At 66.7% G+C, this 26,602-nt stretch carries 25 protein-coding genes; 10 read left to right on the forward strand and 15 right to left on the reverse strand.

From position 1 onward, the window contains the following. Nucleotides 1-46: 46 nt before the first annotated feature. On the forward strand, nucleotides 47-1,012 hold the full coding sequence (gene hutG / locus AC1D14_RS08905) for a formimidoylglutamase (protein ID WP_230119591.1): 966 nt from the start codon (nucleotides 47-49) through the stop codon (nucleotides 1,010-1,012). Between the two features lie 56 nt (nucleotides 1,013-1,068). On the opposite strand, the gene AC1D14_RS08910 is transcribed toward hutG, so the two are convergent. Further along, nucleotides 1,069-3,312, reverse strand: a complete 2,244-nt coding sequence (locus AC1D14_RS08910; protein WP_476968320.1) for a transglycosylase domain-containing protein — start codon at nucleotides 3,310-3,312, stop codon at nucleotides 1,069-1,071. A gap of 245 nt (nucleotides 3,313-3,557) precedes the next feature. On the opposite strand from AC1D14_RS08910, the gene AC1D14_RS08915 reads away from it, so the two are divergent. Continuing rightward, complete coding sequence (locus tag AC1D14_RS08915; protein WP_230119589.1) at nucleotides 3,558-3,818, forward strand: hypothetical protein; 261 nt, start codon at nucleotides 3,558-3,560, stop codon at nucleotides 3,816-3,818. 130 nt (nucleotides 3,819-3,948) lie between these two features. On the opposite strand, the gene AC1D14_RS08920 is transcribed toward AC1D14_RS08915, so the two are convergent. The 4 genes from AC1D14_RS08920 to AC1D14_RS08935 all read right to left on the reverse strand — a co-directional run bounded on the left by AC1D14_RS08920 (nucleotide 3,949) and on the right by AC1D14_RS08935 (nucleotide 8,140). Next, complete coding sequence (locus tag AC1D14_RS08920; protein ID WP_230119588.1) at nucleotides 3,949-4,185, reverse strand: hypothetical protein; 237 nt, start codon at nucleotides 4,183-4,185, stop codon at nucleotides 3,949-3,951. 163 nt (nucleotides 4,186-4,348) lie between these two features. Further along, complete coding sequence (gene hutH, locus AC1D14_RS08925; RefSeq protein ID WP_230119587.1) at nucleotides 4,349-5,941, reverse strand: histidine ammonia-lyase; 1,593 nt, start codon at nucleotides 5,939-5,941, stop codon at nucleotides 4,349-4,351. A gap of 118 nt (nucleotides 5,942-6,059) precedes the next feature. After that, complete coding sequence (locus tag AC1D14_RS08930) at nucleotides 6,060-7,757, reverse strand: urocanate hydratase (protein ID WP_230119586.1); 1,698 nt, start codon at nucleotides 7,755-7,757, stop codon at nucleotides 6,060-6,062. Nucleotides 7,758-7,882: 125 nt separating this feature from the next. Then, nucleotides 7,883-8,140, reverse strand: a complete 258-nt coding sequence (locus AC1D14_RS08935; protein ID WP_354962161.1) for a hypothetical protein — start codon at nucleotides 8,138-8,140, stop codon at nucleotides 7,883-7,885. A gap of 85 nt (nucleotides 8,141-8,225) precedes the next feature. On the opposite strand from AC1D14_RS08935, the gene AC1D14_RS08940 reads away from it, so the two are divergent. Further along, on the forward strand, nucleotides 8,226-9,755 hold the full coding sequence (locus AC1D14_RS08940; RefSeq protein ID WP_230119585.1) for an amino acid permease: 1,530 nt from the start codon (nucleotides 8,226-8,228) through the stop codon (nucleotides 9,753-9,755). 54 nt (nucleotides 9,756-9,809) lie between these two features. Here AC1D14_RS08940 and AC1D14_RS08945 read toward each other — a convergent pair whose 3' ends face one another. Beyond that, nucleotides 9,810-10,643 carry an IclR family transcriptional regulator gene (locus AC1D14_RS08945; protein ID WP_230119584.1) on the reverse strand — a complete coding sequence of 278 codons (834 nt, stop codon included), beginning with the start codon at nucleotides 10,641-10,643 and terminating at the stop codon, nucleotides 9,810-9,812. A 360-nt stretch (nucleotides 10,644-11,003) separates the two neighbouring features. Between AC1D14_RS08945 and AC1D14_RS08950 the strand changes: the two genes are divergently transcribed. Further along, nucleotides 11,004-11,258, forward strand: coding sequence for a hypothetical protein (locus AC1D14_RS08950; protein ID WP_230119583.1), 255 nt, complete (start codon nucleotides 11,004-11,006; stop codon nucleotides 11,256-11,258). A gap of 43 nt (nucleotides 11,259-11,301) precedes the next feature. Then, on the forward strand, nucleotides 11,302-11,496 hold the full coding sequence (locus AC1D14_RS08955) for a helix-turn-helix domain-containing protein (protein ID WP_230119582.1): 195 nt from the start codon (nucleotides 11,302-11,304) through the stop codon (nucleotides 11,494-11,496). Between the two features lie 21 nt (nucleotides 11,497-11,517). On the opposite strand, the gene AC1D14_RS08960 is transcribed toward AC1D14_RS08955, so the two are convergent. The 3 genes from AC1D14_RS08960 to AC1D14_RS08970 form a co-directional block, all read right to left on the reverse strand. Beyond that, the gene (locus tag AC1D14_RS08960) at nucleotides 11,518-12,435 is read right to left on the reverse strand and encodes a hydroxymethylglutaryl-CoA lyase (protein WP_230119581.1); all 918 of its coding nucleotides are present in this window, start codon (nucleotides 12,433-12,435) and stop codon (nucleotides 11,518-11,520) included. Next, entirely contained in the window at nucleotides 12,435-13,706 is a 1,272-nt protein-coding gene (locus tag AC1D14_RS08965; RefSeq protein ID WP_230119580.1) for a CaiB/BaiF CoA transferase family protein, read from the reverse strand. The genes AC1D14_RS08960 and AC1D14_RS08965 overlap by 1 nt, the downstream gene beginning before the upstream one ends. Nucleotides 13,707-13,823: 117 nt before the next feature. Then, the gene (locus AC1D14_RS08970; protein WP_230119579.1) at nucleotides 13,824-14,621 is read right to left on the reverse strand and encodes an IclR family transcriptional regulator; all 798 of its coding nucleotides are present in this window, start codon (nucleotides 14,619-14,621) and stop codon (nucleotides 13,824-13,826) included. Between the two features lie 256 nt (nucleotides 14,622-14,877). Between AC1D14_RS08970 and AC1D14_RS08975 the strand changes: the two genes are divergently transcribed. The 3 genes from AC1D14_RS08975 to AC1D14_RS08985 all read left to right on the forward strand — a co-directional run bounded on the left by AC1D14_RS08975 (nucleotide 14,878) and on the right by AC1D14_RS08985 (nucleotide 17,765). Next, on the forward strand, nucleotides 14,878-15,720 hold the full coding sequence (locus AC1D14_RS08975) for an ABC transporter ATP-binding protein (RefSeq protein WP_476968321.1): 843 nt from the start codon (nucleotides 14,878-14,880) through the stop codon (nucleotides 15,718-15,720). Continuing rightward, on the forward strand, nucleotides 15,717-16,562 hold the full coding sequence (locus tag AC1D14_RS08980) for an ABC transporter permease (protein ID WP_230119577.1): 846 nt from the start codon (nucleotides 15,717-15,719) through the stop codon (nucleotides 16,560-16,562). The genes AC1D14_RS08975 and AC1D14_RS08980 overlap by 4 nt, the downstream gene beginning before the upstream one ends. Nucleotides 16,563-16,685: 123 nt before the next feature. Beyond that, entirely contained in the window at nucleotides 16,686-17,765 is a 1,080-nt protein-coding gene (locus tag AC1D14_RS08985; RefSeq protein ID WP_230119576.1) for an ABC transporter substrate-binding protein, read from the forward strand. Between the two features lie 153 nt (nucleotides 17,766-17,918). Here AC1D14_RS08985 and AC1D14_RS08990 read toward each other — a convergent pair whose 3' ends face one another. Continuing rightward, on the reverse strand, nucleotides 17,919-18,542 hold the full coding sequence (locus AC1D14_RS08990) for a flavin reductase family protein (protein WP_230119575.1): 624 nt from the start codon (nucleotides 18,540-18,542) through the stop codon (nucleotides 17,919-17,921). 24 nt (nucleotides 18,543-18,566) lie between these two features. Further along, complete coding sequence (locus AC1D14_RS08995) at nucleotides 18,567-19,319, reverse strand: 3-hydroxybutyrate dehydrogenase (protein WP_230119574.1); 753 nt, start codon at nucleotides 19,317-19,319, stop codon at nucleotides 18,567-18,569. 131 nt (nucleotides 19,320-19,450) lie between these two features. On the opposite strand from AC1D14_RS08995, the gene AC1D14_RS09000 reads away from it, so the two are divergent. Then, entirely contained in the window at nucleotides 19,451-20,356 is a 906-nt protein-coding gene (locus tag AC1D14_RS09000) for a LysR family transcriptional regulator (RefSeq protein WP_230119573.1), read from the forward strand. 37 nt (nucleotides 20,357-20,393) lie between these two features. On the opposite strand, the gene AC1D14_RS09005 is transcribed toward AC1D14_RS09000, so the two are convergent. The 3 genes from AC1D14_RS09005 to AC1D14_RS09015 all read right to left on the reverse strand — a co-directional run bounded on the left by AC1D14_RS09005 (nucleotide 20,394) and on the right by AC1D14_RS09015 (nucleotide 24,489). After that, a complete protein-coding gene (locus AC1D14_RS09005) occupies nucleotides 20,394-21,314 on the reverse strand; it encodes a spermidine synthase (protein WP_230119572.1) in 921 nt (306 codons plus the stop codon). A 101-nt stretch (nucleotides 21,315-21,415) separates the two neighbouring features. Further along, a complete protein-coding gene (gene rfaE2, locus AC1D14_RS09010; RefSeq protein WP_476968322.1) occupies nucleotides 21,416-22,984 on the reverse strand; it encodes a D-glycero-beta-D-manno-heptose 1-phosphate adenylyltransferase in 1,569 nt (522 codons plus the stop codon). Next, nucleotides 22,981-24,489, reverse strand: coding sequence for an aldehyde dehydrogenase family protein (locus AC1D14_RS09015; RefSeq protein WP_476968323.1), 1,509 nt, complete (start codon nucleotides 24,487-24,489; stop codon nucleotides 22,981-22,983). Before AC1D14_RS09015 ends, rfaE2 begins: the two co-directional genes overlap by 4 nt. A gap of 229 nt (nucleotides 24,490-24,718) precedes the next feature. On the opposite strand from AC1D14_RS09015, the gene AC1D14_RS09020 reads away from it, so the two are divergent. Then, nucleotides 24,719-25,918, forward strand: a complete 1,200-nt coding sequence (locus tag AC1D14_RS09020) for a glycosyltransferase family 9 protein (protein WP_476968324.1) — start codon at nucleotides 24,719-24,721, stop codon at nucleotides 25,916-25,918. Here AC1D14_RS09020 and AC1D14_RS09025 read toward each other — a convergent pair. Then, nucleotides 25,884-26,585, reverse strand: a complete 702-nt coding sequence (locus AC1D14_RS09025) for an SDR family oxidoreductase (protein WP_230119568.1) — start codon at nucleotides 26,583-26,585, stop codon at nucleotides 25,884-25,886. The two genes, AC1D14_RS09020 and AC1D14_RS09025, sit on opposite strands and share 35 nt — an antisense overlap. Between the last annotated feature and the right edge of the window lie 17 nt (nucleotides 26,586-26,602).

Consider the following 26,602-nt stretch of genomic DNA (forward strand, 5'->3'; position numbering starts at 1 on the left):
GACGGCCTGGCTGGTTTTCGCTGACTGCATGCGGTGAGCTTGAAGCATGGATTTTCCCGCGCTTTCCGTTGATGCCCAGCCCCAGCCCTGGACGGGGCGTTTCGACGGCGACGGCGATGCGCACCGCCGGTGGTGGCAGGCGGTGGCCCCCTACACGGCGGCCGCCGGCGGAGCCACCGCTCCAGACAAGGCTGCCCGCCCGGCAGTGATCCTCGGCTTCTGCAGCGATGAGGGCGTGCGGCGCAACAAGGGCCGGACCGGCGCCGCCCAAGCGCCTGCCGTCATCCGGAAGGCGCTGGGGCCCCTGGCCTTCCACCTGCGCAGGCCTGTCCTTGACGCCGGCGACGTGGCAGTCACGGACCGCGGACTTGAAGCCGGACAGGCCCGGGCCGGGGCGGCGGTCGCAGCACTGCTCGACGCCGGCAACCTCACCGTACTGCTGGGCGGCGGCCACGAAACCGCCTTCGCAAGCTACCTCGGTGTGGCCGGATCCGAGGCCGTCCTAGGGGGCAAGCGGCTCGGGGTGCTGAACCTGGATGCCCACTTCGATCTCCGCGACGAAGCCGCGCCCAGCTCGGGCACGCCGTTTCTCCAGATGGCCCGGGCGGAAGCCGCTGCGGGGCGCGAACTGAAGTACGCCGTCGTCGGCATTTCCGAACCGAACAACACGCGTGCACTGTTCGACACCGCCCACCGCCTCGGGGTGGAATATCTCCTGGATGAGGACTGCACAGCGGACGCGGTGCACGCGTTCGTTGCGGACTTTCTTGCTGACATTGATGTCCTGTACCTGACCATCGACCTCGACGTGCTGCCGGCGTCGGTTGCCCCCGGGGTGAGCGCGCCGGCGGCGTTCGGCGTCCCGCTTCCGGTGATCAGCGCTGTGTGCCGCCAGGCCGCTGCCAGCGGGAAGCTGCTGCACGCGGACGTGGCGGAACTCAACCCGGCACTGGACCTCGACAACCGCACGGCCCGCTTGTCGGCGCGGCTCGTCAACACCCTGCTGGCGTAGGCCAGCGGGCGGGTCCTCAAGTCACATCAGCACCGTTCGGCACCGTTCAGCACCGTTCAGCGGCGCGGGGCCGGCGTGGCAGGCCGGCTCGTGGCCGGGCTGCCCGGCGGGCGGGCAGGTTTAGCTGCGGGCGGCCGCGGAGCGGGGGGAGGCTTCCTGACCATTGCAGCGGGCGGCTTGGGGAAGGCCGCCGCCGGGTAGAGGCTGGCCACCCTGAGCATGTAATTTGCCCATTGGGGTCCGGCGATCATGTACCCGTCGATGCGGCTGTAGAACTTTCCGTTGATGGTCAGGTTCCTGCCGGGCCGCTGCTGACCCTCCAGCGCGTCGCCGAAGAAGGACGCTGTGGCCAGCCCGGTAGTGTAACCGAGGACCCACGTGGCGCCGTTGCTGTTGTTCGTTCCTGTCTTGGCCGCGACGGGGACCCGGCTTTGGACCTTGGGGTTGATGTAGATGCCCGATCCCACCTTAAGCACATCCTGAAGCGCCGCATTCACTCCGCGGGCCACGTCCTTGTCTACGGCGTCGCGGCAGCTGGGGGCCTGACCCGGCAGCGGCTGGCCGGCAACGTCCGCCACCCGCAGGACCGCGAACGGCTCACAGTAGCGGCCATCGGCGGCGAAAGTCGCGAAGGCATTGGCCATGTGCAGCGGTGCCACGCCGGTGGCGCCCAGCAGATTGCCCAGCTGGTGCATGTTGACCGGGGTGCCGTCCAGGCCGCTGTGGATGCCTACGGCGTCGACCATGTTCTGAATTCCGCAGAAGTCCAGCTGCGACGCTGAGGCAAACGTGGCCGTGTTGATGGAGTTGTACAGTCCGTAATTGACGGGCATCTTCCGGTAGTAGCCGTCCGAGGCGTTCTGAAGGTCGTCGGCGGCTTCCAGGCCGGCCCTTCGCTGTTTCGTGCTGTAGGCGCCGAGCACTTTCCCGCAGGAAGACCGCCAGCGGAATCCCAGCGGGTACTCCCGCTTTGAGGCGTCCACCGTCTCCGTCATGGTCCTGCCCTCGTGCAGCCATTCGGCGAAGGTGAACGGCTTCATGGTGGAACCCGGCTGGAAGCCGCCAGCGCCGTTGAGGTCGTTGCCGTTGACGTCCTTGGAATCCACGTTGAAGTTCAGCTGGGTATCGAACTTTCCGCGCTGGGGAAGGAACACCGTATTCTGCGCCATGGCGAGGATCTTGCCGGTTCCAGGCTGGACGGAGACCAGGGAYGAGCCCCATTTGGCCGGATTRGCCCCGGCCGTCGAGTCCACCTGTGCCTGCGCGGCYGCCTGCAGCCTGCTGTCCAGCGTGGTGGTGATGGTCAGCCCGCCRCGGYRCAKCTTYTGYTCGCGCGCYTSGGYGTCCGGGCCRAACGCCGGRTTGTTGAGGATCAGATGGSTSACGTARTCGCAGAAGTACGGGGCYATSGCGGCGGCGGCACAACCCTGCCGGGACGGCCTGACCTTCAGGCCCACGCCGGAGGCTTTGGCGGCGTCATGCTGYTTCTTGGTGATCTTGYCCTGTTCCAGCATCGCGTCCAGGACCTGGTTGCGCCGCTTGACGGAGTTCTTCGGATTGGTCACCGGATCATAGAAGCTGGGGCTGTTGACCAGCCCGGCCAGCAGGGCCGACTGCGGCAGGGTGAGTTTGCTGGCCGGAACGCTGAAGAAGTACTGGGCGGCCGCCTCGATGCCATACGCGTTGCGGTTGAAGAAGACGATGTTGAGGTAACCCTCGAGGATCTGGTCCTTCGTGTACTTCTTTTCCAGCGCCATGGCGAGCCGCATCTCGCGCAGCTTGTCCCCCATGCTCTTCTGGCCGCTGAGGACCACCTGGTCCTCGCGTCCTGCGGATATCAGGGACTCGTTGGCCACGTTGGTGACGTACTGCTGGGTGAGGGTAGACGCCCCCTGCCGCTCTCCGCGGGTGATGTTGCTGGTCAGCGCCCGGAGAACACCCTGGGTGTCCACTCCGCTGTGCTCGTAGAAACGGCTGTCCTCGATGGCCACGAGCGCGTTCCTGATGAACGGAGACATGTTTTTCAGCGGGACCCGCACCCGGTTTTCGTCATAGAAACTGGCGATCAGCTTTCCGTCCGCGGTCACCATCCTGGTGGTTTGCGCCGGCGTTTGCACCGCCAGGTCGGTTGGAAGGCTGTTGAAGTAGGAGATCGACCGGCTCACCCCGGTGCCGGCCAAGGCCGCCGCCGGTACGATGAAGCTTGCCACCAGGACCCCGCAGATACCGCTCACGACCACGAACCCGAGCATTCCCGCCAGGGCCCGGGCTGCCCGGGACAAAAACCTCTTCAGTGCCATGCTTCCAGCTCACCACGCATCCCGCTTGATTTCACGATACGCGCCGCCCGTTACCCGATCCACATCCGGCCGCCCCGGCCCGCGGGCGCTCCAATCCGGCCGTGAATCCGGCTGTAACGGGACGGGTGAAAAGGACAAGACAATGCCGGTCAAAGCGACTGTCAAATGCCAGTCATCTTACGTCTGACCCGATGGGCGGGTAGAATAGTCTCCGGCATCGGCACGAATCACAGAAAGTTTGGCACATGAGCACAGCAACAATGGAGCGCCCAACCGCTTCGTCTCCCGCGTTAGGCTCGTCGGCTTCCCGGTCCATCCACCTGGCCTTCACCAGCGCGGACCAGGTCCACGAGGGCTTGGAAAATGCGGTTGAAGCCCTGATCGAAGCAGCTGCCCAAGAAGGCACCTGCGGCATCCGGGTGACCCGGCTTGAACCCGGCCGGTACACCGTCGCCCTCGACGATTCCGTCCCCTTTGGCGAAACCCACGAGGACATCGCAGCTTAACACGCAAAGAGCCCCCGCCCCTGGTCTCGCCCCGCTGAAAAGCGGGCGACCCCGGGGCCGGGGGCTCTCTTGTGCCTAAACCCTTTTACTGACGGGTCCTGCCACGTGCGTTAGGTCCGGACCACGTGCGTTAGGCCCGGCGGACCTGCACGCCGTCGGACTTCATGTAGGGCTGCGTCTCCGAATGCCCGCTGCCTACGAGCCAGAGAACGTTGCCGCTCCGCGAAATCTCCTCAACCTCGCCTGCCGCAATGACATGCGCATGCTTGAGGATTTCGACCCGCTCGCCCGGCCGCAATGATCCCCAGTTGGAAACCGTTGCAGCGTGTGCGATGCGCCTGGACAGGACTGCCCCGCGTGCTTTCATTTGAACTTCTACCCCTTTGTGGATGTTCTTCCGCCACAGCATCGTCGATGTGACTTTCACTACACCTTCAGTTCTACTACACTCGGCGGGCTCGTTCCCGGAGCGTTGCAGAGTATTTCGGCGGCGCTGGGAAATGTTTCCCGGCGCCGCATATTGTTCTGCCTCAGGCAAGGATTCCGACGGCGGATTCGGCTGCCGCCCGCACCTCGCCGGACGCCACCAGCAGGTCCGCCGCTTCCAGTTCCGGCGACAGGAACCTGTCCGTCCCCGGACCGTCGACGACGTTGCGCAGCGCGGCGACGACGGCGGTACCGGCCGGACCCGGAGTCAGTTCACCGCCGGAAAGCTGCGTGCGCATGTCGATGGCCCGGGCAGACGTCACGAGTTCGATCGCCAGGACACGGCGCAGGTTCTCCACTGCCTTCCGGAGCTTGCGTGCGGCATGCCAGCCCATGGACACGTGGTCCTCCTGCATGGCGGAGCTCGGAATGGAGTCCACCGAGGCCGGAACCGCAAGCCGCTTGTTGTCAGAGACCAGCCCCGCCTGCGTGTACTGCGCGATCATCAGCCCCGAGTCCACGCCCGGATCACCGGCGAGGAATGCGGGCAGGCCGTGGGAGCGTGCGGGATCCAGCATGCGGTCGGTGCGCCGTTCGGCAATGGAGCTCAGGTCGGCCACAGCGATGGCCAGGAAGTCCAGCACGTACGCCACCGGAGCGCCGTGGAAGTTGCCGTTGGAGGAGACGCGGCCGTCCGGAAGCACCACCGGATTGTCGATGGCGGCTGCCAGTTCGCGCGAGGCCACGAGGGCGGCGTGGTCCACGGTGTCCCGGACCGCCCCGGCCACCTGGGGTGCGCAACGCAGCGAGTACGCGTCCTGCACCTTGGAGTCCCCCACCCGGTGGGAGGCCACAATCGGGGAATGGGACAGCACCCGCAGCATGTTGTCCGCGCTGGCAGCCTGGCCCGGGTGCGGCCGCAGGGCCGCGTGGAGTTCGGGCAGGAACACCTGATCGGTACCGAGCAGCGCCTCGACGCTGAGGGCGGCGGTGATATCCGCCGTCGTCAGCAGTAGCCGTATGTCCGCGATGGCCATGAGGAGCATTCCGAGCATGCCCTCGGTGCCGTTGACGAGTGCCAGGCCCTCCTTCTCCGCGAGCGTGACGGGTGCGATCCCGTGTGCGGCGAGGAGGTCGGCGACCGGGCGGCTGCCTTTGGCTCCGTAGAGCTCGCCGTCTGGTCCCGTCGCCTCGCCCTCGCCCATCAGCACGAGCGCGCAGTGCGAAAGAGGCGCGAGGTCGCCCGAGCAGCCCAGCGAACCGAACTCGCGGACGACCGGGGTGATGCCTGCGTTGAGCACGTCCACCATCGTCTGCAGCACCACCGGACGGACACCGGTGCGGCCGGACGCGAGGGTCTTGGCCCGCAGGAACATGATGCCGCGGACCACTTCGCGCTCCACGGCCGGGCCCATGCCGGCGGCGTGACTGCGGATGAGCGACTTCTGCAACTGGGTGCGCAGCTCATTGGGGATGTGCCGGTTGGCCAGAGCCCCAAAGCCCGTTGAGATTCCGTATGCGGGGACGTCGCTGGAGGCGAGGTCGTCGATGTGGGCCCGGACCTCGGCCACCGTCTCCAGCGCTTCGGTGGAGATGGTCACCTTCGCGTCGTGGCGCGCTACGGCGACGACGTCCTCGGGGGTCACTCCGCTGGAACCGAGGGTGACTGTCAGGGGTGCTTGCGTTGTGATGGTCATTGATATCTACCTAGGTCTAATTGTTAGCCGGTCCTCCGATCGATTGCTCCGTAACGGCCCTTTTCAAGGCTCAAAACGGCACCTACGGAGCAATCGACGAGGTTTTCGCGAGCTGGGGTTAGCGGGATTCTGACATGGGGATGCGGACGCCGCGTTCCTTGGCGACTTCGACGGCGCGGTCGTAGCCGGCGTCGGCGTGGCGGATGACGCCCATGCCGGGGTCGTTGGTGAGGAGCCGTTCGAGTTTCTGCGCGGCGAGGTCGGTGCCGTCGGCGACGGAGACCTGGCCGGCGTGGATGGAGCGGCCGATGCCGACGCCGCCGCCGTGGTGGATCGAGACCCAGGTGGCGCCGGAGGCGGTGTTGAGCAGGGCGTTGAGCAGCGGCCAGTCGGCGATCGCGTCGGAGCCGTCGGCCATAGCCTCGGTCTCGCGGTACGGGGAGGCCACGGAGCCGGAGTCGAGGTGGTCGCGGCCGATCACGATGGGGGCCTTGACCTTGCCTTCCTTGACGAGCTGGTTGAAGAGCAGGCCGGCTTTGGCGCGTTCGCCGTAGCCCAGCCAGCAGATGCGGGCCGGCAGGCCCTCGAACTCGACGCGCTCGGCGGCGGCGTCGATCCAGCGGTGCAGGTGCTTGTTCTCCGGGAAGAGTTCCTTGATGGCCTTGTCCGTGACGGCGATGTCCTCCGGGTCACCGGAGAGGGCGACCCAGCGGAACGGGCCCAGACCCTCGCAGAACAGCGGGCGGATGTAGGCCGGGACGAAGCCGGGGAATTCGAAGGCACGGGGATAGCCGCCCTTGCGAGCCTCGTCGCGGATGGAGTTGCCGTAGTCGAACACCTCGGCGCCGGCGTCCTGGAATTCGACCATGGCCTGGACGTGCCTGGCCATCGAGGCCTGGGCCTTCTTGGTGAAGCCTTCAGGATCGGCGGCGGCCTCGGCCTGCCATTCGGCCACGGTGATGCCTTCGGGCAGGTAGGACAGGGGGTCGTGGGCGGAGGTCTGGTCGGTGACGATGTCGACGGTGAGCTCGCCGGCGTTGTGGCGGCGCAGGATCTCCGGGAAGACCTCGGCGGCGTTGCCGACGTAGCCGACGGACCAGCCGCGGCGTTCTTCCTTGGCCGCCAGGACCTTGGCGATCGCGGCGTCGAGGTCAGTCTCTACTTCGTCGAGGTAGCGCTTGCCGGCACGGCGGCGCAGGCGGGTCTCGTCGACGTCGACAATCAGGCAGGCGCCGTCGTTCAGCGTGACGGCGAGGGGCTGGGCGCCGCCCATGCCGCCGCAGCCGCCGGTGAGCGTCAGGGTGCCGGCGAGTGTGCCGTTCTCATCGCCGGTGAGCTTGCGGGCGATGGCCGCGAAGGTTTCGAAGGTGCCCTGCAGGATGCCCTGGGTGCCGATGTAGATCCATGAGCCGGCGGTCATCTGGCCGTACATCATCAGGCCCTCGGCCTCGAGCCGGCGGAACTCGGGCCAGTTCGCCCAGTCGCCCACGAGGTTGGAGTTGGCCAGGAGCACGCGCGGCGCCCACTCGTTGGTGCGGAAGACGCCGACCGGCTTGCCGGACTGGACCAGCAGGGTCTCGTCCTTCTCCATGGTCTCCAGGGTGCGGGTGATGGCATCGAACGCGGCCCAGGACCGGACCGCCCGGCCGGTGCCGCCGTAGACCACAAGGTCATCCGGGCGCTCGGCGACTTCCGGGTCCAGGTTGTTCATGAGCATGCGCAGGGGGGCTTCCGTCTGCCAGGACTTGGCGGTGAGCTCGGTGCCGCGGGCTGCTTTGACCGGGCGGGCACCGGTGGTGAAATCGGCGGGTGCCATGGTGGCTCCTTCGTGTTGCTGTTTTGGGAGAGCGGAGTGCTTCTGTATCTACTAAAGCCCCTCCCCGGCGGCGTAAACAGGGGTTTCAGAGCGCACCTGTCCGGTATTCCAGACAAGGCCGCTCATCAAAAACCATGGCAGGAAGGTAGGTACACGTTGTCGCTGAAACAATCCCGTGAGTCCCACGCCGTGCCGAGGTCCATGGTTTCGTCCGCCACGATCCGGGCATGCTGCCATGAAATGCTGCCCGCCTGCAGCGCGGATGGTGTCATCTGCAGGCCGGCCGTCAGGACGGAGGCCTCGTACAGCAGGGCACTGGCGGCGCTTTCACTGACCGTCAGGACACAGGCGACCTCAGCAGGACAGTCTGAAATCGAAGACACGAACTGCCCGTGAGCCTCATCACAGCTTCGCCAAACATGGTCTGCTGGATAGCGATCCCCCTCCCAATGACGAGAAGGTATTCGCATGCAACAAGCCCCAACAGCAACCAAGCCGGCACTGGACGGAACCGACGGAAAACCCGCCGGGACCACTGGCACAGCAGTCAGCGCCGCCGTCGAAACCGTTCTGCACCGTGGTCTCAACGTCCGCCACATCCGCTTTATGGCCCTGGGGTCGGCAATCGGCACGGGACTGTTCTACGGCTCCGCTTCCGCCATCCAAAAGGCCGGTCCGGCCGTGCTGCTGGCCTACATGATCGGCGGCGCGGCGGTCTTCATGGTGATGCGCGCCCTCGGTGAAATGGCCGTGCGGCATCCCGTTTCCGGCTCCTTCGGCCAGTACGCCAGCCGGTACCTGGGCCCGTTCGCCGGTTTCGTGACCGGCTGGACCTACGTCTTCGAGATGGCGATCGTGGCCATTGCTGATGTCACGGCATTCAGCATCTACATGGGCTTCTGGTTCCCGGAGGTTGAACGCTGGATCTGGGTCCTGGCCATCATCTTCTTCCTGGCCGCACTGAACCTGCTGAGCGTCAAGGTTTTCGGCGAGTTGGAGTTCTGGTTCTCCCTGATCAAGGTTGCGGCCATCATCGGCATGATCGCCGGCGGCGCCGCCATCATTGTCTTTGGCTTCCACACCGGAGGGTCCACGGTGGCTCCCGGGCTGGGCAACCTCGTCGGACACGGCGGCCTTTTCCCCAACGGCTTCGAAGGGCTCCTTGCCTCGTTCGCCGTCGTGATGTTCGCCTTCGGCGGGATCGAAACGATCGGCATCACTGCCGGTGAGGCGGCCGACCCCAAAAAGGTGATCCCGAAGGCCGTCAACACCGTACCCGTCCGCGTGCTCCTGTTTTATGTGCTGACCCTGGGTGTGCTGATGAGCCTGTTCCCGTGGAACGAAATCGGCAGCGGCGGCAGCCCGTTTGTACAGATCTTCAGCGGGCTGGGCATTCCGGCCGCACCGCACATTCTTAACGCAGTGGTGATCACGGCGGCGCTGTCCGCGATCAACAGTGACATCTTCGGGGCCGGGCGCATCCTGTTCGGCCTGGCGCGCCAGGGCCACGCCCCACAGAGCTTCGCGAAGGTGTCCCGCCACGGGGTGCCGTGGATGACGGTGGTGATGATGACCGGCATTCTGCTGGTGGGCGTGGTCCTGAACGCCGTCATTCCGGAGGACGTCTTTGTGCTGATCGCCTCGATCGCCACCTTCGCCACAGTGTGGGTCTGGGTGATGATCCTCGCCTCCCATGTTGCGATGAAGCGCGAGATCGCCCGCAGCGGCCTCCCGGCATCGGAATTCCCTTCCCCCTGGTGGCCGGCGGCGTCGGTCCTGACCATCGGCTTCATGGCCGTCGTGATCGCCGTCCTGGGAGTTTTCGAAGACACCAGGGTGGCGCTCTACGTGGGCGCCGTCTGGCTGGGCCTGCTGTTGCTGGCCTACCGCTTGTGGGTCCGCGGCCATGGCCTGGCCCGCGCGGAGCTCGTGGATGAGACCGCGTCCCTACCCGTGGTGGACGCGGCCAGCGCATCCTCCACACACGCCCGGCGGTAAAACGTTCCGCCGGGCAACGCACAGGCGCCCGGCCGCCGCCCGCCCGGCGCCGGACTACTGCGCCGGGCGGCCGTGGATCCGGACCGACAGCTCGTTGGCCACCCTCTGCACCCGGGCGGCGAGCGCCGGCCACTGGTCCGCCGGCAGTTTGTCCTCGAGGAACGTGACGGCGACTGCCGCCGTCGGCCATCCCAGGTGATCCGTGACGGCGGCGGCGATGGAGCCGAAGCCCGGCGTGACTTCACCATGTTCCGTGGCATAACCGCGCTGGCGGACCTGGTCAAGATGCGAGGACAGCGCCGAGTATTTCATGATGGCGCCCTCCACCTCGTGCCGGGCGCTGAACGCGGCAGCGTTCGGATAGAGCGCCCGCACCTGGGACTTCGGCAGCGCAGCAAGGATGGCACGGCCGCTGGCGGTGAGATGGCTCGGAAGCCGGACGCCGACGTCGGTCACCAGCGACGGCCGGTTCTTGGCCCGCTCCTCCACGATGTACAGGACGTCGCGCCCGTGCAGGACCGCGAGGTGCGCGCTTTCGCCGATCGCGTCCACGAGCGAGGCCAGCACCGGCCGCCCCAACCGGGACAGCGGTTCCTGCCGCGAATACGCGGAACTGAGCTCGAAGGCGCTGATGCCGAGGCCGTAGCGCTGCTCCTCGTGGAGGTGCAGGACGAAGCCGTTCGCCTCCATCACGCCGAGGAGGTGATAGACGCTGGAACGCGGCAGTCCCAGGGCGGTGGCAATGTTCGACGCCGCCATCGGCCCGCGTTTGGAGGCCAGCAGTTTGAGAATGCGAAGCGTATTTTCTGCCGCCGGGACTTTCGACGCCGCCTTCGCCGCCTTTACCGGAGCCGCTGCTTCCCTTTGCAGGGGTACGACCGCTGTCATTTTTCCTCCGTCGTTCAGGTTCCGGAATGAAGTCGAGTCCGGGATACCGTACTTAATCGTGCACCTTCCGCCGGTTATAGGTATCAGGCTGAGGCGCCAAGGTGTCTGGAATGCCAGACGGCGCTCAGCGGAGCATCCCACGCCGTTCCGGCGCAATTGCCTCCACAGGCAGGTAGTACCCATGAGACCAAGTGTTGCCGCTGGGAAAATTGGGGTAGTTGCTACTCGTGTGCCTCTTGGGTGCGCTGTCTAGTGTTGTTCCCACGGTGCACCCCGGCTTGGAGAACTCTCCGACAATCGCTACCGGATCCGCACCGCCAGTGAATCGACGAATGGTCACACTGCGAAGGAGTGGTTCCGATGACCCAGTTCACCGCCGAAGCCCCGGCTACCTCCATCCGAGCCGGACGGCTGTCCGGTTTCCTGAGTAAAACACTGAGCCGCGCACGGACGGCGGCCATCCCCTACAAGATCGGCGACGCAGTGGTGGGCGATGACCCATTCAACGGCCGGCGGGAAGGCATCGTGGAGCTGAGGAACGGCAATTCCGTGGGGTTGAGGTCCTCCGGGCGCGTGTACTTCTACGATTACCGGCAGCTGAGGCGGCCGGAGTAGCCGACAGCGTCCCGTCCCGGCCCTACAAAGGAGTGCGTTTTCCATGTCCATTGCAAACTTACCCACCGCCTACCTGACCATCGCAGAAGTCGCCGCGGCGATGCGGGTGTCGAAGATGACCGTCTACCGGCTGGTCAAGTCCCGGACGCTGGCCTCCGTCCGCTTCGGGAAGTCCTACCGCATCCCGGAATCGATCGTGGAGGACTACATCCGGCAGTCCGGCGCACCGGCAGATTAGCAGACCTGCTGATTAGCGGGCTCAGGCAGCCTTCGGAAAGACCCCCGCGCCCGCTAGCCCCGAGCGTGGCGCCGTCCCCACTTTGGCGCAGATCCAGCGGCCGAGTTCCGTGGCGCGCACCGGATCAATGGACGTTTCGAACCCGGCACGCCCCAGCATCCACGCCAAGTCCTCCGTGGAGACGTTGCCGGCGGCACCGGGGGCAAAGGGGCAGCCGCCCAGGCCTCCTACCGCGCTGTCGAACACCCCGACGCCGGCCGCCATGGCCGCGTACGTATTGGCCAGGGCGGTGTGGCGCGTCTCGTGCAGATGCGCCCGCAGCCGCACGTCGGTTTCCGAGCGCAGCCCGGCAAACACCTCGCCGACCTGCCACGGGACGGCGCAGCCAATGGTGTCTGCGAGCGCAACCTCAGCCAGCATCGCGCGCTGCAGTGCGCTGCGGACCACCGAGAGGGTCTGCTCCTGGGACACGTCGCCCTGGTAGGGGCAGCCAAATGCGACGGCGGCCGTCACTGTGAGCGGAATCGAAGCCGCGGCAGCGATCGAGGATACTTCCTCCAGGGAGTCGAGGGCCGCGGCCACGGTGGTGTTCTGGTTTGCGGCGGCGAAGGCGTCCGTCACCGGCAGTACGTAGTTCATCTCGTCCACGCCCGCGTCAACGGCACGGACGGCACCCCTGGTGTTCAGGACCAGCCCGATGAAGCTTGCACCGGTATCGCGGGGCACCCCCGCCATGACCGCATCCGCGTCCGCCATCTGCGGGACTTTCCTTGGGTTTACGAAGCTGACGGCCTCAATCCGGCGGGCACCCAGGGAGATGAGCTCGTTGATGAGCCGCAGCTTGTCGTCGGTGCTGACGGGCACCTTCTCGTTCTGAAGTCCGTCCCGGGGACTGACGTCCACAATGGAAACGTCCCGTGCGGCCTGTACATCGTTCATCAGATGGCACCTTCGTCTTTGGCGTCCTGCAGTTCCTTGTCGGAGAGCCCGAGGAGCCCCTCGTAGATGTCCCGGTTGTGGGAGCCCGGCGTCAGCGGGCCGCTCCAGCCGATCTGCCCCGTGCTCCGCGTCAGCCTGGGAATGATCCCGGGCTGGACCACGGTACCTAGCTGTTCGTCCGGCACGTCCACCAGCATTCCCCTGGCGCGAAGCTGGGGATCCTCGAAGATGTCCTCGATGCTGCTGACCGGGCTGTTCGGTACGGAGTGCCGGTCCAGGAGCGAGGTCAGCCCGTCATGGCTATAGCCGGCCGCCCATTCGGCAATCAGGGATTCCAGCTCTTCCTGGTGCGCGCCCCGCGCCGCGTGGTTGCTGTAGCGCGGGTCGGACGTCAGTTCGGGGCGTCCCATGGCGGCAGCAAGCCGCACGAAGACCGAGTCCTGGTTTGCGGCAATCACCACCCACTTGCCGTCACTGGAACGGAAGATGTTCGACGGCGCGATCCCCTTCAGTCCCGAGCCGCTTGGTCCCGGGACGACGCCGGTTGCCGCGTAATCGGGCACGGCGCTTTCCAGGAGTGAAAAGCATGCTTCCACGAGGGACACGTCCACCACCTGGCCCGTTCCTCCCCGCGCGTCCCGCCAGTACAGGGCCAGCAAAATGCCCTGCAGGGCATAGAGCGACGCCAGGCTGTCCCCGAGCGAGATGCCGGTGCGGGGAGGTGCCTGGTCCGGATAGCCGTTGAGGTAACGCAGCCCTCCCCGGGCCTCGGCCACGGAGGCGTACCCTGGCTTTTGCGCATCCGGTCCCGTCTGGCCGTAGCCGGACACCCTGGCAATGATGAGCCCGGGATTTACCTTCCAGAGTTCCTCTGGGGCAAGGCCCAGCTTCTCAAGCGTGCCGGGACGGAAGTTCTCGAGGATCACGTCAGCTTCCTGGCAGAGTTCCAGGAAAAGCTCGCGTCCGCGCGGCGATTTCAAATCGAGCGTCACGCACTTCTTCCCGCGGGACTGCACGGACCACCAGAGCGTGTGCCCATGAACCCGGGCCCTGCCCCATTCCCGCATCGGGTCCGGCCTGTCGGGCGATTCGATCTTGATGACTTCCGCACCGAAGTCGGCAAGTTGACGGCCTGCGAAGGGACCCGCAATCAGGGACCCGAGTTCAAGGACACGCACGCCGGCCAAGGGCCCGGGGGCGTGCCGCATGGCGGGCTCGGTGGCAGTGCGGGGCTCGTCGCCTCGCGTGCCGGTCTCGGAAGCGTTCACCATTGGGGACTCCTGTTCTGCCGGCGCCGGCAAAAATCCGTGGCAGGCGTCACAGATTCGGTTAGCAGGGAGCCTATTGAGCAGTTCTCCTCGGGCGCCAGACTATTTCATATTGTGGACCTAAATCCACGATGTGGATAGCCCCTCCTGTGGAATTGTTCCCCCGATAACCCGCGTTGACTCTTCCGCCGCGGCAAGAACGGGCTCAACCCAGGAGGCGCAGACGTCGTACGGCATTCTCATGGCGGGACCCATGACAGTGAGCGCCCCATACAGTTCGGCCTGTGGCCCAAAGATCGGGGCCGAGATTCCGCTCGCGCCAGAGACGCGCTCGCCGGTGGTGATGGCGAACCCGTCAGCCTTGGTCCTGGCGACGGCGGCCTCGAGGTTTGCGGCGTCAGTGATGGTCTGGTCCGTCAGCGAGCGGAGCCCGGAGCGGTAGACCTGATCGGCCACGTCCGGGTTCCACGCCAGGAGGACGCGCCCTGCGGCACCCACGTGCAGCGGCATGATTTCGCCCACCTGCACCACTCTCCTGAGCATTCGCCGCGTCTCCGCCAGCGCTATGCATACCCGCTTTCCCTGCGACTCCCGGAAAACGCAGGCAGTCTCACCGAGCTCATCACGCAATCTCCGCAGCACGGGCGTCAGCAGTTCAAGGAAGTCCAGACCCTGGGTGGCCGGGGCGGCCCAGTGGGCCATCCGGACCCCCACGCGGAATCTGTCCCCGTGCCGGTCCAGGATGCCCTCCTGGACCATGTTCGCCACGAGGCGCTGGACGGTTGAGTGGGGCACGCCGGTCGCGGCCCGGATCTCGGCCAAGGACAGCTCTGGCTGGGCGAGGGAAAAAGCGTCCAGGATGGACGTGATCTTCCGGAGTACCAGCAAAGGCGTCGCCGATGATTCGTTGGGGCTCATGGACAAAGTGTATGAGCCCGCGGTTCAGGCGCCGGCCCATTGGTCCGCTTGGCCATCAAACTCCCGCCGGCCGTTGAGTGTGACTCGGGTTACTGCTAGCATCAGGTCCACATCATGATGGTGAACCCACGATGTGGCAATCTAGTCCCAACTCGTCAGAGCCGACGCGGCGGGGCTGGAGTCGACGCACAAAATGTCCGACCGAGTAAGAAACAGCAGCGATAACAATCGGCCACCCCTGGCCGGAAAGAGTGCAATGATGCCAGCTGCACAGGCAGACACGTCAACGTACGCGGTGGAGCTCACCGGGTGCACCAAACAGTTCCCCACGCCCGGGGGCGAGACCTACTTCGCCGTCCGCGACATCAACCTCAAAGTCGAGCCCGGCCGTTTTGTCTCGATTGTCGGTCCCACCGGTTCCGGCAAGTCCACCATCCTCAACATGGCGGCGGGGCTGCTGAACCCGAGCACTGGCGACGTGAAGAGCTTTGGGGAACCCGTGAGCGGGGTGAACCGACGCGCCTCCTACATGTTCCAGCAGGACCCCCTCCTGCCATGGAAGACGGTGCTCGACAACGTGAGCCTCGGCCTGACGATGGCCGGCGTGCCGAAGGCCGAAGCCCATTCGGAGGCACGGCGCTGGCTCGAGAAGGTTGGACTCAAGAATTTCGCAGATCGCTATCCGCACCAGCTCAGCGGCGGCATGCGCAAGCGAACAGCCATCGCGCAGGCCTGGATCGTCAACCCGGATGTCCTGCTCATGGACGAACCATTTTCAGCACTCGACGTGCAGACCCGCCAGATCATGGAGAACGAACTCCTTCAGCTGTGGCAGGAATCTGGCAAGGCCGTCGTCTTCATCACACACGACCTGGACGAAGCCATCGCCCTTTCCGATGAAGTGGTGATCCTCGGGGCGGGTCCCGGAAGCACCGTGGTGGGAAGCTACGAAATCGACATCCCGCGCCCCCGCGACCTGCTCGACATCCGTGATGACCCGCAGTTCGTGGCCCTGCACCGCGAGATCTGGGGCAGGTTGAAGATCGAAGTCTCAAAGACGTACGAAACGGCAATGGCGGAAGAGGGCGAAGCCGCGTGACTCTCGTGGGATCAAAGAAAAACGGGCTCCCGGCCGCGCTGGACGGCGGCACACGCCGGCGTGCCCGCAGGACCGAGATGTCCCCGCTGGCGATGCGAAGCACGCAACTCCTCCTCACCCTCGCGGTCCTCGGCGCCTGGGAACTTTCCGTACGGGCCGGGATCGTGGACGAATTCTTCTTCCCGCTTCCGTCGGATATCTTCCAGACCGTCTGGGCCTGGGTGTCCTCAGGATTCGTCTTCCCGCATCTGTGGATCACCATGCAGGAGGCCATCCTCGCCTTCCTGGTGGGGGCTGCCGCAGGGCTTCTCCTCGGCTTCGTCCTGGCCCGTGTGCGTTTCCTCGAGCGTCTGCTGGACCCGTTCCTGCAGATGTTCAATGCCCTCCCCCGCGTGGTGCTGGCCCCGATCTTCCTGCTCTGGTTCGGCCTGGGAATCTGGTCCAAGGTCGCGTTCGGCTTCACTCTCGTGTTCTTCATCGTCTTCTTCAACACCCTTGAGGGCGTCAAGAGCGTTGACCGGGTGCTGGTGGACAATGCACGGATGCTGGGGGCATCCGAGAAGCAGCTCCTCCGCCACGTTTTCATCCCCAGCGCCCTGACCTGGATTTTCTCCAGCCTGCACATCAGCGTGGGCTTTGCCATCACGGGCGCCGTGGTGGGCGAATACCTCGGAGCGTCTGCCGGTGTTGGCTACGCGATCGCCCAGGCACAGGGCGTCTTCGACACCAAGGGCGTCTTTGCCGGGATGTTCATCCTGATGATCGTGGTCCTCATCATCGACCTTCTCGTCAACCGACTGGAGCGACATCTGCTCCGCTGGCGCCCCGTGCAGTCTTCGTAGACAGTGCGGTCTTCCTGGACAGCCCAGCCCTCCTGGACCGTCCAATCGTCCTCAACCGCTAAGAGGCGTCCGGAGTCTCGGCGCCGAAACCAATCCACTATCACTGCCTTGAAGGGACCCCCGATGACACAGAACGAAAACCGGCAAAGGCGCCGGGGCCTCATCCGGCCGCTTACCCTCATCGCCTCCGTTGCGCTGGCCCTGTCTGCCTGCGGCGCTCCGGCCGCGGCGCCGCCGGGTCAGTCTGGCAGCGCAGGGGCCGGTGGTGCCGGCAGTTCCAAGGTGACCATCGGCATCGGTGGCCAGACGCTCCTGACGTACCTCCCCACGACGCTCGCGCAGGAGCTCGGTTACTACCAGGAGGAAGGCGTGAACGTCGAGCTCCAGGACCTGCAGGGCGGCTCGAAGGCGCTGACGGCCATGATCGGCGGCAGCACCAACGTGACCAGCGGATACTACGAGCACACCATCCAGATGCAGGCCAAGAACCAGAAGATCAAGGCGTTCGTGGACATGGGCAGGTCCTCCGGGCTGGCACTGCTGGTCGCACCGAAGAACGAAGGCAAGATCAAGACCCTTGCCGATCTCAAGGGCAAGAACGTAGGTGTGACGGCCCCGGGGTCGTCCACGGACATGTTCATCAAGTACCTCCTCGCCAAGAACGGGTTGCAGAAGACGGATGCGGCGGTGTCCGCCATCGGCGCCGGTTCATCGGCGGTCGCGGCCGTGGAGCAGGGCCAGGTCGATGCGGCCGTCATGCTCGAGCCGGACGTGTCAGTGCTGACCAAGCGGATCGGCCACGACCCCGTGATCCTGGAGGACGTCCGCACGGCCGACGGACTCAAGGAAGTCTTTGAGACTGATGCGTGGCCGTCCTCCAGCCTCTACGCTAAGACCGACTGGCTGGACGCGAACAAGGAGACGGCCGGCAAGCTCGCCAAGGCCATCAAACGGACCCTGGAATTCATCGACGGGCATTCCGGCGAGGAGATCGCCGCAAAGATGCCCGAGAAATTCGCCGGCGGCGACAAGGCCCTTTATGCCAAGGTGATCGAGGACCTGAAGAAGACGCTCAGCAAGGACGGCGCCTTCACCGAGAATGGCATCCAGGCCGTGTTGAAGACCCAGCAGGTGGCAAATCCGGAAGTCGGAAACAAGGACATCAAGCTGGAGGAAACCTACACGAACGAGTTCGTGAAGTAGGACCGCCCTGCAGAAGCACCGAGTAGGCCCGTCATCCGGAATCGGATGGCGGGCCCACTTGCTTTGAAAGCCCGACGGCGGCCCGCACGGCAGGGCGTCAGGCGTCCGGCTCATCCCGGCGTCGCAAGTCCAGGCGTCCGGTTCATCCCGGCGTTAAGAGTTCCGGCGTTGAAAGTCCCCAGGCCAATCGGACCTGCGGATCCGGCCCAGCTCCTGGACCGGCCCGAGGTGCCCCCATTCATCGCGCCCGAGCCGCGCAAGCGGTCCGAGGAGATCGATCCGGGGATGGTCGCCCTCCAGGACGTCCGCGGAGATGGCGGCATGGGTGACCTCGCCGAACACCAGGACGCAGTCGCCCATCGCGAGCGTCGAATGCAGCCGGCACTCGAGGGCCACGGGGGACTCCGCCACCCGCGGCACACCGACCGTCAGGCCAGGCTCCCGGGTCACGCCAGCGGCGTCGAACTCGCTGACTTCCGGCGGGAAGTTGGTGCCGGTCGCGTTGACCTCGGCCATGAAATCAGCCGGCGCAAGGTTCACCACGAACTCACCCCGCGCCGAGATGTTCCGCAGTGAGTCCTTCCTGCCCACCGAGGTGAACTGGATGATCGGCGGGGTCACCGACGCGACGGTGAAAAAGGAATGGGGAGCAAGATTGTCCACCCCCTCGGCGGACGTGCTGGATACCCAGGCGATGGGGCGGGGAACAACAACGGCCGTCAGGAGCCGGTAGAACTCGGCGGAGGGCATCCCGGCGGGACTGAAATCCTTGCGCACGGTCCCAGCCTAACGGCCCGGTTTTTACCGTGCTGACCAGCCGCCGTCCATGGTGTAGCTGGCGCCGGTGACCATGCCGGCGTCGTCGGAGGCCAGCCAGGCCACGAGCGAGGCGACTTCCTCGGGCTCCACGAGCCGCTTGACCGCGGACTCGGTCAGCATGACCTTGGCGAGGACTTCCGACTCCGGGATGCCGTGGACCTTGGCCTGGTCCGCGATCTGCTTTTCGACGAGGGGCGTGCGGACATACCCGGGATTGATGCAGTTGGACGTGACTCCGTGCTCGCCGCCCTCCAGCGCCGTCACTTTGCTCAGCCCTTCCAGGCCGTGCTTGGCGGAAACGTAGGCGCTCTTGAAGGGTGAGGCCCGGATTCCGTGCACGGATGACACGTTGATGATGCGGCCAAAGCCGTTGGCGTACATGTGCGGCAGGGCCGCCCTGACGAGCAGGAACGGTGCTTCAAGCATGAGCCTGAGGATCCGGCGGAAGGCTTCGGGCTCGAAGTCCTCGATGGGGCTGATTTGCTGGATGCCGGCGTTGTTCACCAGAATGTCGCAGTCGAGGCTCAGCGCCGCGAGGACGTCCACATCCAGGAGGTCCACAGCCCATGCCGTGCCGCCCAGCTGGTCGGCGAGGGCCGCGGCGCCGGCTTCATCCACGTCAGCCACCACTACCTTGGCTCCCCGCGCGGCAAGCTCCCGCGCACACGCTGCACCGATGCCGCTGGCACCGCCGGTCACCACGGCCTTCCGGCCGCTAAGGTTCTTTGCGTTCATGGTCTGCTCCTCACAGTGTCAACACTGACACGTGCCATGAATCACGGCACTCTCGGTCCACCTGAGTATTGCTGCAGAAAGTTCCGGGTTCAATAGCCAATCCAGCACGCGTTTCGTGCAAAATTGCAGATATGGAAGCCAATCCGGATGATCTGCTGGTGCTGCTCGCGGTGTCCCGTTCGGCGAAATTCACGACGGCGGCACAGGCCTTGGGACTTAACCACACCACCGTTTCGCGCAGGATTGCGGCCTTGGAGAAAGCGCTCGGCGGGCGCGTCCTCTCGCGGGCGGCAGGCGGCTGGGAGCTGACCGAGCTCGGTGCGCAGGCTGTCATGGTTGCGGAACAGGTCGAAACCGCGGTGCGTGCGCTGGGGCCTTCCGGCCGCCCGCCCGACCCGGTGACCGGCGTCGTGCGCATGACCGCGACGGACGGCTTCAGCGCCTACATCGCCGCCCCGGCTGTGGCCAAACTGCGGCGGGACCACCCCGGCCTCAGCGTCGAGATCGTCACCGTCACGAGGCGGGCGCTGCAGCAGCGCTCCGGGCTCGACATCGAGGTGGTGGTGGGTGAACCGCAGGTGCACCGGGCCGAAGCGTTCCGTCTGGGTGAATACGTGCTGGGCATGTACGCCTCCCGCTCATACCTGGAGCAGAACGGAACTCCGGACTCCGTGGAAGCCCTGACCACGCATCCGCTGGTGTACTTCGTGGACTCCATGCTGCAGGTGGACGATCTCGACGCTCCGCGGCGCCTGGTGCCGGCGATGCGGGACGGGGTCAGCTCCACCAACGTGTTTGTACACGTTGAGGCAACCCGGGCAGGAGCGGGCATCGGCTTCCTGCCCTGCTTCATGGGCGACAGGCATGCCGATCTCGTGCGCCTGCTCCCCCAGCACTTCGCCGAACGGCTCCCCTACTGGATGGTGCTGCGGCCGGACTCCATGCGGCGACCGGCTGTCGCGGCCGTGGTCCAGGCATTGCGCGAAGAGGTGACGGACCACCGGGAGTCGCTGCTGGGACGCGGCGGAACTCGCTGATCGCTCCGTAACGGCACTTTCAGGCAAAAAACGGCAATTACGGAGCAACTGTTGGGGCTGCTGGGTCGTGCCGGACCGGCGCCCCCGCGGCGAAGGCGCGCACCTTGTCGTCGTTCCAGATGTGGGCGGGCACCGCGCCGCCCAGGAGCCGGCGTGCCAGCCGGGGGTCATCGTCGAACGGCAGGTCGCTACCGGCCATCACCATGTTTCCGTAGCGGCGGCCCTTCAGCATGGCGGGATCAGCAATGATCACGGTGTGCTCAAAGGCAGCCGCGATGGTGGCGGCGTCTTGGCGTGCATTCTTCAGGTCAGGGGCATCGCCCGAATTCACCACGTAGATGCCGCCCGGTGCCAGCACGCGCCTGGCATGGCCGTTGAACTCGCTCGTAGTCAGCGGACGCGGCGTCAGCGCACCGGCGAAGACGTCCCGGATAATGAAGTCGCGGGTCTGCGGGGTGAGCGTTTCGGTCACGGCGCGTGCCTCGCCCACACGCAGCCTCAGCAGCGGAGCCTTGGGGAGGTCAAACCAGCCGCGGACGTAGTCGGCCAGCTTCCCGTCCAGCTCCACTACAACCTGGCGGGCGTCGGGGTAGGCGGCGTGGAAGTAGCGGGCCAGGGAACACGCACCGCCGCCGAGGTGGAGACCTCGCAATTTGGGCCGGGATTCCGGGGGCCAGCGGGATTCGATGAGGGCGGCCATCCAGCGCATATATTCGAAGTCCAGAAACAACGGATCGGCGAGGTCGATATGCGAACTCATGACGCCGTTGATCCGCAGCAGCCAGCCCGTCGAATTGTCCTGGTCCGCAATCAGCTCGCAGTCCCCGGTGTCGATGTAATAGACGCCCTCGACGGGACCGTCCGGTCGGGCGCCCTTGGCCAGCTCCACCACTCCACGCACCGCTGTGTCAGCCGTGCCGCCACCGAATTTGCCGCCTGATTTGCCGCGCCGTGCCATCAGTTGTCCGCCGCTTCCGTCATGATGCAAGCCTAGTTGACCTCCGTGCCGCCGGTTGAGCCAGTCGAAACCTCGATCTCGTCAGGCTCGACCAGCGAAGGCTAGGCTTCCGAAACCGCAGCACCCTCGCCGTCGCGGATGCGCTGGACCATGGCCGTGGTTGAACGCTCGGCCACATAGTCCAGGATGCATACCCGCCCGCCGTAGGCTTCCACGCCCTCGGTCTCGGCCAGCATTTCGGGTGTGTAGTCGCCGCCCTTGGCGTAGATCTCCGGATGCAGCTGCTCGATCAGCGGAATGGGCGTGGGGGTATCGAAGACCGTGACATAGTCCACGCAGCTCAGAGCCGCAATAACGGCCGCCCGGTCCGCCACGCTGTTGATGGGACGGCCTGGGCCCTTGAGCTTGCGCACGGAGTCATCGCTGTTGAGCGCCACTATCAGGATGTCCCCCAGCTGCTTGGCCTGGTTCAGGTACCGGGTGTGCCCGCTGTGCAGGACGTCGAAGCAGCCGTTGGTCAGGACCACCCGCTGGCCGTCGCTGCGGTGGGCACGGATGTGCCGTTCCAGCTCATCTGCCGTCAGGGCGGTGTCAGCGAAGCTCTCGAGGTAGCGCCCCAACTCGTGCGTGCCGCACACGGACGTCCCCGGGTGATGGACCACAACGTCGGCGGCCGCCTGCGCCAGATCCAGGCTGGCCGTCAGCGGGAGCGAGGCAGCCCGCGCCAGCGTCAGCGCGGCCACGAACGTGTCGCCCGCCCCGGACGCCTGCTTCTCGGTAGCGGGCCGGGCCCAGGTCCGGTGGGGATTGCCGGCGGACGGGATCAGGACGGTGCCGTCGCGGTCGAGCGTGACCACCACGGCCCGCGCCCCCGTGGCCTGCAGCAGCTGTTGCCCGTGCTCCGTGACGACGGCAGCGCGCTCCGGCCCGCCGGTGAGTCGGCGGTCCAGCAGCCTTGCGGCCTCCTGCGCGTTGGGCGTGGCGAGGTCCGGTTGCAGCGCCGCCCACGGGCGCGGGTCGTGCGCGTCCACCACCACCAGCCGGTCCGGTTCCCGCCGCGAGAGGCATTCTATGAGCCGGGCGCGGACAGGCCCTGCCAGAACGCCTGTCCCGTAATCGCAGATCACCACGGCGTCCTGGCGTTCGACGGCGGCCGGCACCGCCGCGGCGAGCCCCGCCAAAGCGCCGTCCGGAATGCTGGCGGCAGCGTCGTCGAACCGCAGCAGGACCTGGCCGCCGCTGCTGATGCGGATTTTCGTGGTGGTGACGATGCCCGGATGTTCGGTCAGGTGGCTCGTGTCGACGCCCGCGCCAAGCAGCTGGCGTTTCAGTTCCGCCCCGGCGTCGTCCGTTCCGATGATCCCGGCCACGCTGACGCGGGCGCCCAGGGCCGCCAGGTTCATGGCGGTGTTCGCGGCGCCGCCCGGGGAAAATTCGCGGCGGTCGATGTCCACCACGGGGGCCGGCGCCTCCCGGCACATCCGGTCGCTGGGTCCGCTCCACCAGCCGTCGAGTATGAGGTCACCCACCACCAGGACTGCGGGGCTCTCCTCTGCCAGACGCTGCGGAAGCCACGCCGCCAGGCCACGCTGTTCGGAGAGGTCCGGCCGGCTCTCGCGGGGCAGGCCGCCTCCGGCTATGCCCTGCCCCCCGGCTCCCCCTCCCGTCATTGTGCTGCGCCTTCCCCGGCGGCGGCGGAGCCGGCAGCCGACGGGCCGGCCGCGGAGGAGCCGGCAGCGGACGGGCCGGAGCTGGCAGAGACCTCGGCCGAGCGCGGGGCCAGAGGCGGCGGTGCAGCGATGTGCACCACCTTGACCCGGGTAAATTCGTCCATGAGTTCGGGGCCGTAGCCGAAGCCGTGACCGCTTTCGCCGCGTGGCTGGGCGGAACCGCCGGGAGCCCCGCCGAACACTTCATTGACTTTGACTGTCCCCACCGGAAGGACGGCGATTGCCCGCTGGGCGTGGGCGATGCTTCCCGTCAGGACCGTCGCAGCCAGGCCGTAGCGGCCCGCCGCGGCGAACTCGAGGCCCTCGTCGAAGCTATCCACCACGCGCACCGGAGCCACCGGGCCGAAGGTTTCTTCCGCCATGACGTCCATGGTGTCCGTGCAGTCCAGCAGAACCGTGGCGGGATAAAAGGCGCCGGGACCGTCCGGAACTGCTCCGCCCACCGCCGCCCGGGCGCCCAGCCGCACTGCTTCGGCAACATGGCGATGGACGGCCTCACGCAGGCGCGTATCCACCAGCGGTGCGATCCCGCCGGCACGGTTGCGCTTCCGGGCCTGCTCCGCTAGCGCCTCGCAGAACTGTACCGCCACGGCCCGGTGGACATAAATCCGCTCCACCGACGTGCAGATCTGCCCGCTGTTGCTGAAGGCTCCGATGGCGGCCTGCTCCGCCGCCCAGCCCGGATCCACCCCTTCGTCCACGAGCAGCGGATCATTGCCGCCGTTTTCCCGGATCACGTGGGCCCCGGACGCGACGGCAGCGCGCGCAATGCGTGCGCCCGTGTCGCTGGACCCGACGTGCGCAAAAACGTCAACGGTCGCCTGCTGCGTGAGGAGGGCGCCGACGTCGGATCCTCCGGTCAGGGTCAGCAGCACACCAGGCGGGAAGACGGATGCCAGCACCTTCCCGAGCCGTTCGCCCACTCCGGGGCAGCGCTCACTGGGCTTATGGACCGCGGTGTTGCCGGTGACCAGCGCCGCGCCGATCAGTCCGCACGCCACTGCCACAGGATCGTTCCACGGCGTCAGCAGCACGGCCACGCCGCGGGGTTCGGCCACTGTGTAGTCGGCCGCGAGCAGGTTGCCCCGCAGGCTGAGGCCGCGGTGCACGGGGCCAAGCTCTGCGTACTGCTCCAGGGTTGAAACTCCGGCAGCAACCCCGGCGAGAGCCTCTTCCGCGGGGCGCCCCGTCTCCCGCGCGTTGATATCCGCCAACTCCGCGGCAGCCCCGCCGAGGGCAGCGGCGGCCGCCCGCAGCAGCTTGCCCCGCTCCGCCGGTGGCGTGGCGGACCAGGCGGGCCCGGCGGCACGGGCCTTATCCACAGCCCGGGCCACATCTTCGGGCCCGGCGGCCGGGAACCTTCCCACGACGTCGCCCGTGCGGGGGTCCCGGATGGTCAGCACGTCGTGGGCAGTGGCCAGGAAACTCTCGGTGGTCGCGTGCATGTGGCTCCTCGCTGGGTTCGCTTGGTGCGTGCCTCTACGGAGCAGGTGATCGCCCGACTCGTGATCCCGCCGTCTCCTGACCTCATCCGTACCCCGCCCTTGTCGGTTTACACGCCTGTGCCGTCAGGAGTTTTCGGCGCTGGCGGCCCGCGCCGGCGGGGACTTATGGTGGCCCCACGGGAACCCGCACACCTGACCTGATCCGTCCGTAGCCGAAGGGGCTGACGCCATGGAACACCTCAACCCCGACTTCGGCGGTGCACGCGCCACCGGCTATGGGGTGGGCCCGGTCCTGGAGAGATTCAGCGACGTATCGCGGATCGCCGTGCTGCGCGGTGGCGGCCTGGGCGACCTGATCTACGCCCTGCCGGCCGTCTCGGCGCTGAAGGCCGCCTATCCGGAGGCCTCCGTCACCCTGCTGGGCACCCCCATCCACGCAGAGCTGCTGTCCCAGATTGAAGGGCCCCTGGACGAAACGCTGATTCTGCCGTTCGCCGAGGGCGTCCGGCCGGGAGCCGAGGATCATGGCGAGCTGGACCGGTTCTTCGGCGAAATGCGCGCCAGGAAATTCGACCTCGCCGTCCAGCTGCACGGCGGAGGGCACTACTCAAATCCGTTCCTGCTCCGCCTCGGGGCACGCCACACCGTGGGCACCAGGACCCCTGACGCGGCCCGGCTGGAGCGAACCGTGCCGTACGTGTACTACCAGCACGAGCCGCAGCGGGCGCTGGAAGTGGCCGGGTTCGCCGGGGCACCGCCCCCTGGGCTGGAGGCGCGCGTCCGTGCCTTGCCGGAGTTCGCACAGCAGCTGGCCCCGAGACTGGACGCGCTGTTCCCGTCCGCTGAGGCGCGGGGCACTGTGGCGATCCATCCGGGCGCCACTGATCCGCGGCGCCGCTGGCCGGCGGACCGCTTCGCCGCCGTGGCCAGAAAAGCGGCCGACGACGGCTTCCGGGTCGTGGTGGTCGGCGACCACACCGAAAAGGAACTGGCGGAAACAGTGGTGGAAGCCGCCGTCGGCCACGCCAAGGCGGACTCCAAAGGGGCCAGCAACAGGGCACCGCAGGTGGCTTCCTTGGCGGGCCAGCTCGGACTGGGCGAGCTCGCGGCGCTGCTCGCTGCCTGCTGCGCCGTGGTGGCAAATGACAGCGGACCGCGCCACCTGGCCCAGGCACTCGGCACCCCCACCGTGGGCATCTTTTGGGCCGGCAATGCCATCAACGCGGCACCGCTGGGACGGACCCTGCACCGGATCCATCTCGGCTGGGCGACGCACTGCCCGGTCTGTGGAATCGACATCACCCAGGTGGGCTGGACGGCGCCGCGGTGCCGCCACGACGAATCCACCGTGGAGGCGGTCGCCCCCGACGCGGTCTATGAGGACGTCCGCCAGCTCACGGCCATGAACCTTCCTCCTCGTGGCAGATGAGCATCTCGCGGATCTCGCAGCCCGCGGGCTGTGACAGCACGAACAGGATGGCCTGGGCAACGTTGGCGGGATCGTTGAGGCGGGAATCGTCCTGCGGCTTGTACTGCTCCGCACGGTCGTCGAAAAAGCGTGTCTTCATGCCGCCCGGGATCATGGTGGTCACCCCGATCTCGCCACCCGTTTCGGCAGCAAGGGAGTGGCTGAAGCCCACCACCGCGAACTTGGAGGCGCAATAGGCCGTGGCCTCAGGGAGCGCCCGCTTGCCCAGCGTGGAGGCGATGGTCACCACCCTGCCACGGGAACGCTTCAGATACGGCAGAGCCGCCCGGACCACCGACACCGTCCCCAGAAGGTTGACGCCGATGACACGTTCCCATTCATCCGCGTCCACATCCTCGAGCTTTCCGCAGCGGTCAATCCCGGCTGCTGTGACCACTGCGTCCAGGCCGTCCAGCGTTTCTGCCGCCTGGCGAACAGCCTCGCTCACCGCCGCACGGTCCGAGACGTCAACTTCGAAGGCCTTCGCCGCCGAGACGTTCCGGATATCCCGGTCCAGCACCACCGGGGTCCCGCCCGCCCGCAACACCGCATCTACGACGGCGGCCCCCAGGCCGGAGGCCCCGCCTGTGACCAAAACGCGGCCGGGCCGAAAAGTCGATTCATTCATGGTGTTCCTTTCGTTCG

Source organism: Arthrobacter sp. P1_B11 (genome assembly GCF_056406715.1).